The organism is Massilia sp. Soil_C_3 (genome assembly GCF_057657035.1).
The window spans coordinates 367,980-381,710 of record NZ_JBDGJG010000003.1 but is presented as its reverse complement, the minus strand read 5'-3'; the positions used below and the strand labels follow the sequence as shown (position 1 = coordinate 381,710).

Below are 13,731 nucleotides of genomic sequence, written 5' to 3'. Positions count from 1 at the left end.
CCGACTACCTGGAGGAGTTACCATGAACGAGTATCAACAAGCAGGCTATCCACAGCAATTCGGACCACAACAGTTTGCACCGCAATCGCTGGGCAGCATGTTTGGCGCGCCATTGGGTGGCCTGATCGGCCGCGGCATCGGCGGCCTGTTCAACAATGCGGGCCTCGGCGGCCGCATCGGCGAAACGGCCGGCGGTCTCCTGGGTCGTTTTTCACCGTTGTCGGCCGATCCATCGGGCGGCCTCGGCCAGCAACAACTGGACCCGCAACAGCTGCAAGAGCTGCAGCAACTACAGCAACTACAGCAGCTCCAGCAGCTCCAGCAGATTCAGCAGATGCAACAGCAACAGCAACCGCAGCAGCAAGGCCAGTTGACCCCGCAAGGCGGCTTCTTCGGCAACCTGATCAGCACAATCGGCAAGCCGGCCGGCTCCCTCATCGGCAACCTGACCGGCAACCGCACCCTGGGCAATATCATCAGCGAAGGCTCCAGCTACGGGCGTTATGTGCCGTTCGGCGCTGACGCCCAAGCCCAGCAACAAGGCCAGCAAGCATCGTCGCCGCTGGTCCAGCTGCAGCAGCTGCAAGTGCTGCAACAGCAGCTGCAACAAACGCTGCAGCAAGTCCAGCAACAGCAAGCGGTGCTGCAGCAGCAAGTCGCCCAGCAAGGCGGCCAGCAAGGTGGGCAGATCGCGCCGCAAGGCTGGCTCAGCAATGCCATCACCCAATACGCTCGCCCGGTCGGCGGCTTCATCGGCGAGCAGCTCGGTAACCAGGGCCTGGGCGCCGCGATCGGCAACGTCGCCAGCCAGCTGGGCCGCTACGTGCCGCTCGGTGTTGATCCCTACAGCCAGCAGCAGTTCGGCCAGCAGCAACTGGGACAGCAATTCGGCGGCCAGCAACTGCCGTATGGTGGCCAGCAACTGCCTTATGGCGGCCAGCAAACCGTGCACTGAACAGCTGCGGACCACTTGATGCGCAACGCTTGACGCTTATTGCCTAACGACATTGCGCCGGCCTGCCACGGGTATCTACCTGTGGCAGGCCGGCATTCAGGAGCCCCCGCCATGCCGGCATCCCTGCCTCCCACGCTCGGCCGCTACATCGTGCGCGCCGCCAACGATGACAACGCACTTTCCAAGTTTCTCACGACCCTGGGCACTGAACCAGGCGTGCAATTGGTCGACATTATCGGGCCTTCTTCCGGGCCGCCGCACACGGCCGTCGTCGAGACCGACGCGCCGACCGCCGAGCGGCTGCGGCAACAGACTCTTCACCAGTTAACGATCGAACCGGACCAGCCGCTCTCTCTCTGACGGAGCGGTCCCGGGCAAAGGACATCCCATGCCAAAACATACGAAAGGCTCCGCCGGCGAAGCCCAGGAGACGCCCAACCCGACTCCTGACGGCGCAGGAGCCGAGCGCACCGCGGCTGCAACCGCGGCAGGCGCCACCGATGGCGCCACGGCCATCGCGCGCGGCCGTCTGGTCGCCGAGCGCAAGAAAAAATACCTGGTCGCGCCACGCGCGGCCCTCACCGGCGCCTTCGGCACCAGCAGCTGGGTCGCACCACTTGGCCTGGCGGCCGTCCAGCAGGCACTGCACACCCTGCCCGACATCGACGTGGTCGACACCATCGCCACCCGCGGCGGCATGGCGCCGGCCGGCTTCGGCCCCGCCGCCATGGGCGAACTGGCCGACGGCGTGATCGTGGCGCGCATGACCGACCAGAAGGCGGGCGAGCTGCTGCAGCGCGGCCAGGGCCAGCTGCTGGTCGAGCGCGACCAGCACCTGGAACTGCTCGACCCCATGCTGCGCCGCCCCGACCTCGTCAGCTCTCTGACGCCCTACCGGGGACCGCAGGCCGAGCTGCTGCTCGCCGTGGTCGGCAAGGACGGCGCGCCACTGCCCGATGTCGAGGTCTCGCTGTTCGGCGGTGCGCTGCCGAGCTCCGCGGTTACCGGCCCCGACGGAGTCGCCCATCTGCGCCTTTACGGAGAAGACGCGCACGCGATCAGCGGCCTGTACGTCAAGCCGCGCACCGATTACTGGAGCCACTACCAGCGCGACCCCGACCTGAGCCTGGACGAACCGAACGTCGTCATGCTGTGCCCGCTGGCCGATTGGCCCGCCCTGCAAGGCATGCCGCAGCAGAGCGCCATGGGCTGGGGCGCCCGCGCGATGCGCCTCGACCAGGTGCCCCAGCAATTCCGCGGCCGCGGCGTCAAGATTGCCGTCATCGATTCCGGCGCCGCCACCACGCACGGCAACCTCAAGCAGATCCATGCCGGCTTCGACGTCGTCAACAAACAGGTCGACCGCTCCACCTGGAACGTCGATACGCTCGGGCACGGCTCGCACTGCGCCGGGGTGATCGCCGCCGCCGATCCGGCCTGGGGCATACGCGGCTTCGCGCCCGAGGCCGAGATCCACGTCTGCAAACTATTCCCCGGCGGCCAGGTCAGCCAGTTGATCGATGCGCTCGAATACTGCATCGAACAGGGGATCGACGTCGTCAACATGAGCCTGGGCGGCGGATCGCCGTCCGAAGCGCTGGAGCGGCAGATCGTGCGCGCCAAGCAGGCCGGCGTCGCCTGCATCGCCGCGGCCGGCAACTCGTCCTCGGCCGTCCAGTACCCGGCTTCGTCGCCGCATGTATTGGCGGTGGCGGCGATCGGCAAGATCGGCGAGTTCCCGCCCGACAGCTACCATGCCGAAACCATCGGCCCGGACAGCGATATGCAGGGTTACTTCACGGCCAAGTTCAGCTGCTTCGGGCCGCAGGTCGACGTCTGCGCGCCGGGCGTGGCCGTGGTGTCGTCCGTTCCTCCCAATAACTTCGCGGCCTGGGACGGCACCTCGATGGCGGCGCCCCACATCACCGGCCTTGCCGCCCTGGTGCTGGCGCACCGTCCCGAGTTCCAGTCGATGTCGCTGCCACGTTCGCCAGAACGGGTCGAGCGCCTGTTCCAGGTCTTGCGGATGAGTGCGCGCCCCGTCACGCTGAGCGATCCGAACCGGATCGGCTACGGCTTGCCGGACGCCCTGGTGGCGCTGGGCCTGCCCGTGGCGCAGCCCGGCATGGCGTGGCAAGCTGCGGCCGCCAGTTTCGGCATTCCTGCCGGGATGTTCGCGATGCCGCCAGGCGACGGCGTCCGCCTGGGCATGGGACTGCCAGGCGGCGGCGGCATTGGCCAGGGTGGAACGATGCAATACCCGTTCGCGGGTTTGCGTCCATCGGGATGGTGATGCCGCTCAGAAGATGACGGCAACCGGGAAAGCGGACCTGCATGGACTGCGTCGCAGTGCCACACAAATGCAGCGCCCAAAGAAAAACCGGAGCCCCGCTTTCGCGGCCGGCTCCGGCTATCTGTATGGCGTCCCCACGGGGATTCGAACCCCGGTACTCACCGTGAAAGGGTGATGTCCTAGGCCTCTAGACGATGGGGACCTAAAACTGTATTGCGACTACTCTACTACTACTTTGCCCATATGGGCACACTTCTGCCGGCACAATAGAAAAACCGGAGCACCTCTCCGCAGATTTGCGTTGGTCTACTCCGGTTTTAAGCTGGCGTCCCCACGGGGATTCGAACCCCGGTACTCACCGTGAAAGGGTGATGTCCTAGGCCTCTAGACGATGGGGACCTAAAACTGCACAAAACTTAAACTACCGACTACCTTACCATGCGCCGCCGCTGGCGCGGCGCATTGCCATATTCTTGGCGTCCCCACGGGGATTCGAACCCCGGTACTCACCGTGAAAGGGTGATGTCCTAGGCCTCTAGACGATAGGGACCCTAGTAAATCCAATACTGCTTGCTGCTGTTTTCCATCGTGGTGGAGGTAAGCGGGATCGAACCGCTGACCTCTTGCATGCCATGCAAGCGCTCTCCCAGCTGAGCTATACCCCCTACGAGAAAACAACATTTTACTACACTGCTACTGCTTCGACTAGTGCCGCTTGCGCCGCCTTCGTCCGGTCATTCTTGCCAGTTACCTGGCGTCCCCACGGGGATTCGAACCCCGGTACTCACCGTGAAAGGGTGATGTCCTAGGCCTCTAGACGATGGGGACCGGGAACAACCGCTTACTGCTTTTACTGCTCTACTACCTTACTGCCACTTCAGAGTTGGTGGAGGTAAGCGGGATCGAACCGCTGACCTCTTGCATGCCATGCAAGCGCTCTCCCAGCTGAGCTATACCCCCGCAGTGCTGAAGTGCGAGCATTATATAGGACGACCTTGCATTTCGCAAAGTCCGTTTTTAGCGTTTGTGTACAGCGCCATTCAACGTTCTTTCTTGCGTAGGGTCGGCGGGTCTTCCCGCCGACGCGGCGATCGTTATCGGCTACGCTATCGCGCCGGATGATCTGGCTGCCAACCATCCGTTATCGGCTCCGCTATCGCGCCGGATGATCTGGCTGGCAACCATCACCGCGTCGGCGGCGAAGCGCGGGGCCGCCGAGGCCGACCCTACACCTTCTTGCAGCCCTTGTTACAGGCCCTTCTGCACGCGCGCCAGCACGACGTCGCGCCCGAACAGCTCCAGCACCGCATCAATTGCCGGCGTCTGCAGCTGGCCCGTCAACAGCAGGCGCAGCGGCATGGCCAGCTGCGGCATCTTGAGGCTGTGGGCGGCCAGCACTTCCTTCAGCATGGCCGCCAGCGCCGCCTTGTTCCACTCCACCGTGGCGCAGCGTTCGGCGAAGGTGGCCAGCGCGGCGCGTACCGCGTCGGTCAGGTGCAGGGACAGCAATTCCGGATCCGGTTGCGGATCGCGGTAGAACAGCATCGCCGCATCGGCCAGCTCGTTGATCGTGTTGACGCGCTCCTTCATCAGGCCCAGCACGGTCGGCAGCGCCGGGGCGCCATCGAAGCGCGCGCCGTCGCGTTCCAGCTTCGGCAGCGCCAGCTGCGCCAGGCGCTCGTTGTCGGTCTGCTTGATATAGTGGTTGTTCAGCCAGCCCAGCTTTTCGGGATTGAACTGGGCCGCCGATGCGGTCAGGTGTTCCAGGTTGAACCACTCGGTGAACTGCTGCATCGAGAAGATCTCGTCGTCGCCGTGGCTCCAGCCCAGGCGCGCCAGGTAGTTCAGCATCGCTTCCGGCAAATAACCCTGCTCCGGGTATTCCATCACACTCACCGCGCCGTGGCGCTTGGACAGCTTCTGGCCGTCGGCGCCCAGGATCATCGGCAGGTGGCCATACTGCGGCAGCTCGGCGCCGAGCGCGCGCAGGATGTTGATCTGGCGCGGGGTGTTGTTCACGTGATCGTCGCCGCGCAGCACGTGGGTGATCTTCATGTCCCAGTCGTCGACCGCGACGCAGAAGTTATAGGTCGGGGTGCCGTCCGGACGCGCGATGACCAGGTCGTCCAGCTCCTTGTTGCCGATCGTGATCGGGCCCTTGACCACATCGGTCCAGGTCACTTCGCCATCGAGTGGATTCTTGAAGCGCACCACCGGCTTGACGCCTTCCGGCACCGCCGGCAGGGTCTTGCCCTGCTCTGGACGCCAGGTGCCGTCGTAGCGCGGCTTTTCGCCGGCCGCGCGCATGCGCTCGCGCATCGCCTCGACTTCGTCCGGCGAGCAGTAGCACAGATAGGCGGTGCCGGCGTCCAGCATGCCCTTGACCACCTCGCGATAGCGGTCCATGCGCTGCATCTGGTAGAACGGGCCTTCGTCGTGGTCCAGGCCCAGCCACTTCATGCCGTCCAGGATCGCCTGCACCGCTTCCGGCGTCGAACGTTCGAGGTCGGTGTCTTCGATGCGCAGGATGAAGGTGCCGCCGAAATGGCGGGCATAGGCCCAGGAATACAGCGCGGTGCGCGCGCCGCCCAGGTGGAGGTAGCCGGTCGGGCTGGGAGCGAATCGGGTGCGAACGGTCATGGCAGAAAGCAATCAGGTAAAAGAGCGTATTCTACCCCGTCGCCCTGCGCCAGGCTGCATCGGTCAACCGCCCGCCGCCGGGTTCTGTGCCACCCTTTCCTGCGCCACCATTTCCTGCACAGCCCCGGCCGCCCCGCGCGCATCGAGATAGGCGGCCAGCTGGGCTACCGTCTGGTATTCATACAAAATCTCGGCATTGATCGCCATCCCGGTCTGGCGCTCGAGGGCCAAAGCCACCGGCATCGCCGACAGCGAATCCAGCCCCACCTCGGCGAAAGGCTGGTCGTCGCCCAGCGTCTCGACGCCGCCATCCAGGCCATACGACAGGCAGCGCCGCACCAGCGCGCGGGTATCGCCCGGCTCCGCCTCCGTCTCTCCCTTCGCCTGAGCCTGCGGCAGTGCCGGCGCCGGTTCCGCCGTGGGCGCCCACTCCGGCGCCAGCAAGGGGTCGCGCACGCGGTCCTCATCGGCAGCCTCCTGCTCCGGCGTGCCGATCGCCTCGGCATAGGCGGCGATGCGCGCCGCCAGGGTCGCGGGCGCCGCCGGCGCGCCGCCCTGCTTCAGTTGCGCCAGCAGCGCCGACCAGCGGCGCCGCGCCCAGGGGGCGGCCGGACCGTCGCCGCAGGCGGCCACCAGCAGGGTCCAGGCGCACAGTTCGCCGGCCGCGTAGCCTGGGCAGGCCGCACCGGCCCCCTGCAGCGCCGCGCGCGCCTGCTGCGCCACGTCGGGCGCGTCCAGCACGTCGGCGGCGAACGCCAGGCAAGCGCCGTCCAGCGCGCCGGCGCCCAGGTGCACGTACAGCGCCTCGGTCGGCCCTTCCAGGATGCGCATCACGCGCGCGTCGCGCATCAAGAGCGGCGCCAGGTTCGGTTCCAGGTAGCCGCGCCCGCCCAGCAACTGCATCAACATGTCGGCCGCCTCCCACAGCAGCTCGGAGGCCACGCATTTGCAGGCCATGCAGGCTTCCTGCGGCAGGGCGCGCGGCGCGCCGTGAGCGCCGCCTTGCCGGTCATGGGCGCTATGGGTGCCGCCTCGTTCGTCATACGCGCCGAGCGCACGTACCAGCGCCTCGAGCGCGCCGATCGCACAGGTCAGGTCGTCCAGGCGCGCCAGCGTCACCGGATGCTCGAGCAGGCGCCCTCCCGCCACCTCGCGCCGGCCGGCGTAGCGCAGCATCAGCTGGGCGCAGCGCTTCATGCCGCCCACGCACAGCGCGCCGATCCCGAGCCGGGCGAAGGCCATCGCGTCGCGCGCGACCTCCATCCCGGCGCCCGGCTGGCCCAGCACGTGGGTGTCGGGCACGAACACGTCGTCGAAGCGTAGCGCGTTCTGGACCATGGCGCGCATGCCCATGGTCAGCGCCTCGGCTTCCTGGGAGAGGCCTGGCGCGTCGTCCGGCAGCAGCAGCGCCACCGTCCCCAGCCCCATCCCCTCTTCGTCCAGCGCACGCGCCACCACCGTGATCCAGCCGGCCCAGTTGGCCAGGCCGATCAGGTGCTTGTCGCCGTTCAGGCGCCAGCCGCCGGCGCAGCGCTGGGCGCGGGTGCGCATCGCCAGCGGATTGGCGCCCGCCGCCGGCTCGGTCAGCGCGAACGCGGCCAGCTGGCGCCCGCCGGCCAGGTGCGGGGCCACGGCAGCGCGCAGGCGCTCGGGCGCGAAGCGCAGCACCGGCCGCAAGCCCAGGCCGTTGTGCACCCCGACCGCCGTCGCCAGGGTCAGGTCGATCGCGGCCAGCTGCTCCATCAGGCGCAGCAGGTCGCCGGTCGCCAGCGCCTTGCCGCCGAGGGCGACCGGCGCCTGCATGCCCAGAAAGCCATGATTGCCCAGGTCGAGCAGGACGTGCGGCGGCATCGTGCGGCGCTCGTCCATCAGGCGCGAGTCGAGCCGGCGCGGCGCCCAGCGCCGCAGCCAGTCGCGCATCTCGCCCGCCGTGCGTCGGCTTTGCTCGGCCGCGTCCAGGTCGCGCGCGTCGCTGCTGCGGCGGCGCGGATGCAGTTCACGGGCCGCATACACCACGTCCAGTTCCTCGCGCGCGGCCAGCGCGCGGCACAGCGCGCGCTGTACCTTGCCGCTGCTGGTGCGCGGAAAGGAGCCGGGCCGCACCAGCACCAGCAGCTCGACCGTGGTGCCGAAGCGGCTGGCCACGGCGCTGCGGATGCGCCCGACCAGCGCGTCGAGCTGGGCCAGGCTGGCGGCGTCGCTGCGCCCGCGGCGGGCGATGCGCACCAGACGGCGATCGGCTTCCAGCACGATCGCCAGCCGCTCCTGGCCGCCGTCATCGGCGCCGAACACCGCGCAGCGATTCGGCTCCAGGAAGCTGGCCACCTCTTCCACCAGCATCTCGACATCCTGCGGATAGATATTGCGGCCATTGACGATCACCAGGTCTTTCAGGCGCCCGGTGATGTACAGCTCGCCATCGCGCACGAAACCCAGGTCGCCGGTGCGCAGCCAGGGCCCGGCGCCGTCCGCCAGCCTGGCCTCGAACGCGGCTTGCGCCACGAAGGGCGCGTTGCGGTAGCCGCGCGCCACCGCCGCGCCGGCCAGCCAGATCTCGCCGACCCGGCCCGGGCCGGCCGGACGGCAGCTGTCCGGATCGACCGCCAGCAGCTCCACGCCCGGCGCCGGCGGGCCGCAGCTCACCAGCTCGCGCGCATCGGGGTCGCTGCGGTCGGCCTCGCGCACCTGGCCCGCCTCGAGCCGCGACTGGCTGAGGGCGAAGGTGCGCGGCGCCTGCCCGCGCGGGCCGCCCGCCGCCAGCAGGGTGTGCTCGGCCAGGCCATAGCAGGGGAAGATCGCGCCGGGACGCAGCCCGCACTCGGCGAAGGCCGCGAACAGGCGGCGCACGGTTGCCGCGCGCACCGGCTCGGCGCCGTTGTAGGCCACGGTCAGGCAGGACAGGTCGAGCCGGGCCTTGTCCTCGAGCGTGGTGCGGCGCGCGCACAGGTCCCAGGCGAAATCGGGCGCGCCGGCGCAGGTGGCGCGGTAGGCGTGGATCGCCTCCAGCCAGCGCCGCGGCTGGCGCAGGAAGGTCGCGGGCGCCATCAGGACCGAGCGAAAGCCCACGCTGACCGGCGTGACGATGCTGCCCACCAGGCCCATGTCGTGGAACGGCGGCAGCCAGCTCACCATCACGCTGTCGGCGTCGAAGCCGAAGGCGGCGCGGATCATCGCGACATTGGCCGCCAGGCTGGCATGGCCGACCTCGACCCCGCGCGGCGCCATGGTGGAGCCGGAGGTGTACTGGATGAAGGCCAGCGCATCGGGCGCAACCATGGGTAGTTGAGCCGGCACCCCTTGCAGCCCATCGGTGCACAGCAGGCGCGTACGTCCGCCATCCATCACAAAGGCCAGGCCGGGCGCGGCCTCGCGCATGGCCAGCACCAGCGCCGGATCGGCGTCGACCAGCAGCGCGCGCAGGTGCCGCCCGCCTTCGTTCCGGCGCGGCAGCGGGGCCGGCACCGCCACCAGGCCGGCGCGCAGGCAGGCGAAGAAGGCGGTCACGAAGGCCAGGCCGGGCGGATACAGGAGCAATGCCCGTTCGCCCGGCGCGGCCTCGCGCGCCAGCAAGCTGGCCAGCGCATCGACGCGCGCGGCCAGCTCGCCATTGCTGAGGGATTCCTCGCGCCCGTCCTCACGCAGGAACGTGAAGGCGAGGCGCTCGGGCGCGGTGCGCGCGTGACGCTCCAGCTGGAGCAGGACGAACGCCGCCTGCAGCGGCTCGCTCTCAGCCACGATAGCGCCCCTGGCAGGCCTGGCGCGCCGGGTTGCCGGCAAAGGCGCCGGCGCCGGCGCGGCCGCAGGCATTGGCGACCAGGCTGGCCCCGCGCCGCAACTGGGCCGGCGTGTGCTGGGCCATCAGCTGCAGCCGCAGCCGCGCCGCCCCGAGCGGCACGCCGGGAAACTCGACCGGGTTGACGAACACCGAATCGCGCGCCAGCAGCATGCCGGCCACGCGCGCCGCGCTTTCCAGGCCGGTCCACACCGGCACGATCGGCGACGGGCCGCCCAGGCAATGCAGGCCCGAGCAGGTCAGCAGCGCACGCAGCTCGACCGCGTTGCGCAGCAGGTCGGCGCGCAGCCCGTCGCCCTCGCTAGATGCGGCGATGCGCAGGCTTTCCAACGCCACCGCCGCCTGCATCGGCGACAGCGCGTTCGAGAACATATGCGGCCCGGCGTACAGCTGCAGCTGGCGCCGCGCCCCTTGGTGGGCGCAGGCGACGAAGCCGCCGTTGGTGGCGAAGGTCTTGGAAAAGCTGCCCATCACGATGTCGATCCGTCCCAGCATGCGCTGGCTGGCCACCACGCCGCCACCGCCCGGCCCCAGCGCGCCCAGGTCGTGCGCCACGTCGACCAGCAGGGTCGCGCCGTATTCGCGGCACAGGTGCTGCAGCAGCGGCAGGTCAGGGCTGTCCGCGTCCATGCTGAACAGGCCCTCGGTCACCACCAGGATGCCGTTGACGGCGTCCATCGCGCGGATCCGCGCCAGCAGCTCGCGCACATGGTCGCAGTCGAGGTGGCGGTGCACCAGCACGTTGCGGGTGGCGCAGGCCGCGCCCTGGCGCAGCGAGGCATGGGCCAGGGCGTCGATCACCACGTGATCGAGCGAGTGCACCAGGGCCGTGATCGCGCCGAAGGCTGCCGCCCAGCCGGTCGGGAACAGCACCAGCTGGTCCAGGCCCAGCAGCTCGCCGAGCGCGGTTTCCAGCGCCTGCGAATGGCGGGTATTTCCAAGCAAGACGGCCGAGCCGGCGCTATGTGGCCCGGCGTCGTGCAGCGCGCGCCGCGCCGCCTCGTGCACCGCCGGATGGGCTGCCAGCGACAGGTAATCCTGGGATGCGAAATTGATGCCGCGCGCGGACGGCGCCCCGTCTGCGGCCACGCTGGCCAGCGGGCCGGGAGGGCCTTCCAGCACCCGGCCGTAGGGCCAGACGCCGTGGCGGGCGCGCAGCGCCACCCAGGCGTCGAGCACGCCGCCGCGGCGCAGCAGGTTGGGCCCGCGCGGCTGGGCGAATTGGGCGACGTTGCCGTCCAGGGCGCCGGAAGCGCCAAGGGCCGCCGGGTCGCGCACGGGGTCGAAGGGAATCGATTCATTCTGCACGGCGTCCTCCGGCTACGGATTCAAGAATACGGGTTGGCGGGAGCATGGCATCGGCGCACTCGCGCGCCTGGCGCGCCAGCAGCGCTGCCACCAGCTCGGGCGACAGCGGCCGGTCGAACAGATAGCCCTGGGCGGCATCGACGCCCATCGCGCACAGGTCGCCCAGCTGTTGCGGCGTCTCGACCGATTCGGCGATCACGGAAAGGCCGAGACGGTGCGCCATCGCCACGATGCTGTCGGCGACGGCGTAGGCGCGCGCGCGGCCGCTGGCGGCGCCCAGGCGGCGCACGAACAGGCCATCCATCTTGAGGATGTCCACCGGCAGCTCGCACAGGTAGTTCAGGCTCGAGTAGCCGGTGCCGAAATCGTCGATCGAGACCAGCACGCCGGCGTGCCGCAACTGGCTGATCACGACGCAATTGGCGGCCAGGTCCTCGATCAGGATGCCTTCGGTGATCTCGAGGTCGAGGCAGGCGGGCGGCATCCCGGTCTCGGCCACGATGGCCAGCATGCGCCCGGCCAGGCCCGGCTCGCGCAGCTGGCGCGCCGACAGGTTGACCGCGGTTTTTATCTCCGGCAGGCCGGCGGCGTGCCAGGCGCGGTTCTGCAGGCAGGCGCAGCGCAGCACCCACTCGCCGATCGGGACGATCATCCCCGTCTCTTCGGCCAGGGGGATGAAGCGTCCCGGGTCGATCCGGCCGTACACCGGATGCTGCCAGCGCAGCAGCGCCTCGACCCCGATCACGCGCCGTTCGCGCAGCTCGACCTGCGGCTGGTATTCGATGAACAGCTGGCCCTGGGCCAGGGCATCGCGCAAGCCGTTCTTCAGGGCCAGGCGTTCGCTCTGCGTCGGCGGCGACACGCTGCCGCCGTCAGCGTTCGCAGCGCTTCCGGCATACACGCGCACGATGTTCTGGCCCCAACCCTTGGCGCTGCGCATCGCGAGGTCGGCGCGCTTGAGCAGCGCGTCGAGGTCGCAGTCCGGCGCCGGATAGAGCGCGATCCCGACCGCCAGCGTCACATAGCAATCGCGGCCGGCGACCGCCAGCGGCGCCGTGAAACGGTCCAGGATCTTGTCGGCCACCAGCAGGGCGTCGGCCTGGCCGCCCAGGTCTTCCAGCAAGGCCACGAATTCGTCGCCGCCCCAGCGCGCCACCGTGTCGCAGTCGCGCAGGCAGCGCCGGATCGCGCCGCCGGCCTGGTGCAGCAGGATATCGCCGGCATCAAAGCCGAGGGCGTCGTTGACTTCCTTGAAGCGGTTGATGTTCAGCAGCAGCAGCGCCACCACGCGGCCGTTGCGGCGCGCGCGGTCCATCGCATGGCGCAGCCGGTCGCGCAGCAGGCGCCGGTTCAAGAGGCCCGTGAGCTGGTCGCGCTGGAAGCCGTCCGTGCCGTCCGTCGGCGCACGGGCGTCGGTGACCGGTGCGGCCAGGCCTCTTGCCACTTCGGCCGGGCCATCGTCACCATGGCACAGCACCCGGTTGCGGCCACCCGACTTGGCCAGGTACAGGGCCTGGTCGGCGCGCACGATGGTTTGCGCCACCTTCTCACCCAGCCGGTACTCGGCCACGCCGACCGAGACCGTCAGCGTGATCGTGCGTTCGGCGTCGAGGCAGCGTAGGCCTTCGACCGCGCCGCGCACCCGTTCGGCCAGCGCGATCGCGCTCGCCGCCGGCGTCTCGGGCAGCATCAGGAGGAACTCTTCGCCGCCGTAACGCCCGAAGGCGTCGAGCGCACGCAGCTGGTCCTGCACCGTGCGGGCGAAGGCGCGCAGCACGGTGTCGCCGGCCGCGTGGCCATAGGTGTCGTTGATGCGCTTGAAGAAATCGATGTCGAACAGGCACAGGCAGAATTCGCTGCCATTGCGGTCGGCGCGCTCCTTTTCCTTTTCCACCAGGTCGAGCAGGAAGCGGCGGTTATGGATGCCGGTCAGCTCGTCGCGGATCGCCAGCTCGTTGATCGTGGCCAGTGCCTGGCGCAGGCGCGAAAAGCCGTCGTTCTTGGTCAGTTCGAACAGCAGCACGAACACCAGCACCACGACGTACAGGCCGAGGTCGCACACCAGGTGCAGCAGCGGCATATCGGTGCGCGGCGCCAGCGGCTGGGCCAGGCCCTTCGCCTCCAGCAGGTAGATCAGGGTGGCGCTGGCGCAGCTCATGGCCAGCCAGACGCCCGCGCAGCGCTTGCCGCCCAGGAACATCGCGACCACCGGCCCCGTGATCAGCCAGCTGACGGTGGGCGAGACGATCCCGCCCAGGTGCCAACTGAGCCAACTGAAATTGAAGAACAGCGCGCACAGGAACACTTCGCGCGCCGCCACCACGCTGCCGGTCAGGCGCAGCACGGGCGGGGCCGACAGCATCACCGCGCAGCACAGCAGGATCTCGACGGCGGCCGTCTCCAGGCCCAGCAGCCAATAGGCGAGCGCGTACAGCGGCCCGGCGGTGCCGGCCATCACCGCCGCATTCACGACATTGGCGCCGCGCGCCGCCTGGGTCGCATCCTGCTGCAGCGCGGCGGGGATGAAGCGCTGCGCAATGCCCAGGTAGCGCCCGCTCCACCGCTGTGTGCTGTCGTCGTCCATATGATTCCCGATACCTGTTTTGCACACTTGTGCCCTGGTCGCTCAAGGTCAGAGTGTAGGTAGGGAATTTCCTAACGACTTTATTTTCAAACAGATAGTTCGCAGGAAAAAGCTGACCGCTCGGCACGGTTTCGGAATGCGAAATGAATGACGCGCGC

7 protein-coding genes and 6 tRNA genes are annotated in these 13,731 nt (G+C 68.9%); 3 read left to right on the top strand and 10 right to left on the bottom strand.

Translation table 11 applies throughout. The annotated features are described in order from the left end of the window. The first annotated feature begins 22 nt into the window (after window positions 1–22). The 3 genes from AC3A6F_RS07445 (at window position 23) to AC3A6F_RS07435 (ending at window position 3,248) form a co-directional block, all read left to right on the top strand. Window positions 23–955, top strand: coding sequence for a hypothetical protein (locus tag AC3A6F_RS07445; protein ID WP_487679383.1), 933 nt, complete (start codon window positions 23–25; stop codon window positions 953–955). A 111-nt stretch (window positions 956–1,066) separates the two neighbouring features. After that, the gene (locus AC3A6F_RS07440) at window positions 1,067–1,315 is read left to right on the top strand and encodes a hypothetical protein (RefSeq protein WP_487679381.1); all 249 of its coding nucleotides are present in this window, start codon (window positions 1,067–1,069) and stop codon (window positions 1,313–1,315) included. A gap of 28 nt (window positions 1,316–1,343) precedes the next feature. After that, window positions 1,344–3,248, top strand: coding sequence for a S8 family serine peptidase (locus AC3A6F_RS07435; RefSeq protein ID WP_487679379.1), 1,905 nt, complete (start codon window positions 1,344–1,346; stop codon window positions 3,246–3,248). Window positions 3,249–3,374: 126 nt separating this feature from the next. Here the strand turns inward: AC3A6F_RS07435 and AC3A6F_RS07430 are convergent. From AC3A6F_RS07430 to AC3A6F_RS07385, 10 genes are all read right to left on the bottom strand, one after another. Continuing rightward, a tRNA-Glu gene (locus AC3A6F_RS07430) sits at window positions 3,375–3,450 on the bottom strand. A gap of 121 nt (window positions 3,451–3,571) precedes the next feature. After that, window positions 3,572–3,647, bottom strand: a tRNA-Glu gene (locus AC3A6F_RS07425). Window positions 3,648–3,722: 75 nt separating this feature from the next. Further along, window positions 3,723–3,798: transfer RNA gene (locus tag AC3A6F_RS07420), tRNA-Glu, on the bottom strand. Between the two features lie 39 nt (window positions 3,799–3,837). Next, window positions 3,838–3,913 (bottom strand) — tRNA-Ala (locus AC3A6F_RS07415). Window positions 3,914–4,000: 87 nt separating this feature from the next. After that, a tRNA-Glu gene (locus AC3A6F_RS07410) sits at window positions 4,001–4,076 on the bottom strand. A gap of 56 nt (window positions 4,077–4,132) precedes the next feature. After that, window positions 4,133–4,208: transfer RNA gene (locus AC3A6F_RS07405), tRNA-Ala, on the bottom strand. A 288-nt stretch (window positions 4,209–4,496) separates the two neighbouring features. Beyond that, window positions 4,497–5,888, bottom strand: coding sequence for a glutamate--tRNA ligase (gene gltX / locus AC3A6F_RS07400; RefSeq protein WP_487679377.1), 1,392 nt, complete (start codon window positions 5,886–5,888; stop codon window positions 4,497–4,499). A gap of 63 nt (window positions 5,889–5,951) precedes the next feature. Beyond that, window positions 5,952–9,623: an AMP-binding protein gene (locus AC3A6F_RS07395; RefSeq protein WP_487679375.1), complete on the bottom strand. Its 3,672-nt coding sequence runs from the start codon at window positions 9,621–9,623 to the stop codon at window positions 5,952–5,954. Beyond that, a complete protein-coding gene (locus tag AC3A6F_RS07390) occupies window positions 9,616–10,989 on the bottom strand; it encodes an aminotransferase class I/II-fold pyridoxal phosphate-dependent enzyme (protein WP_487679373.1) in 1,374 nt (457 codons plus the stop codon). The genes AC3A6F_RS07395 and AC3A6F_RS07390 overlap by 8 nt, the downstream gene beginning before the upstream one ends. Beyond that, a complete protein-coding gene (locus AC3A6F_RS07385; RefSeq protein WP_487679372.1) occupies window positions 10,979–13,573 on the bottom strand; it encodes a diguanylate cyclase in 2,595 nt (864 codons plus the stop codon). Before AC3A6F_RS07385 ends, AC3A6F_RS07390 begins: the two co-directional genes overlap by 11 nt. Window positions 13,574–13,731: the final 158 nt, after the last annotated feature.

Bases quoted from the DNA above. Each gene is read 5' to 3' on its own strand.
- AC3A6F_RS07445 (WP_487679383.1), top strand. From the start codon at position 23: ATGAACGAGTATCAACAAGCAGGCTATCCACAGCAATTCGGACCACAA.
- AC3A6F_RS07435 (WP_487679379.1), top strand. From the start codon at position 1,344: ATGCCAAAACATACGAAAGGCTCCGCCGGCGAAGCCCAGGAGACGCCC.
- AC3A6F_RS07385 (WP_487679372.1), bottom strand. From the start codon at position 13,573: ATGGACGACGACAGCACACAGCGGTGGAGCGGGCGCTACCTGGGCATT.
- gltX (WP_487679377.1), bottom strand. From the start codon at position 5,888: ATGACCGTTCGCACCCGATTCGCTCCCAGCCCGACCGGCTACCTCCAC.
- AC3A6F_RS07440 (WP_487679381.1), top strand. From the start codon at position 1,067: ATGCCGGCATCCCTGCCTCCCACGCTCGGCCGCTACATCGTGCGCGCC.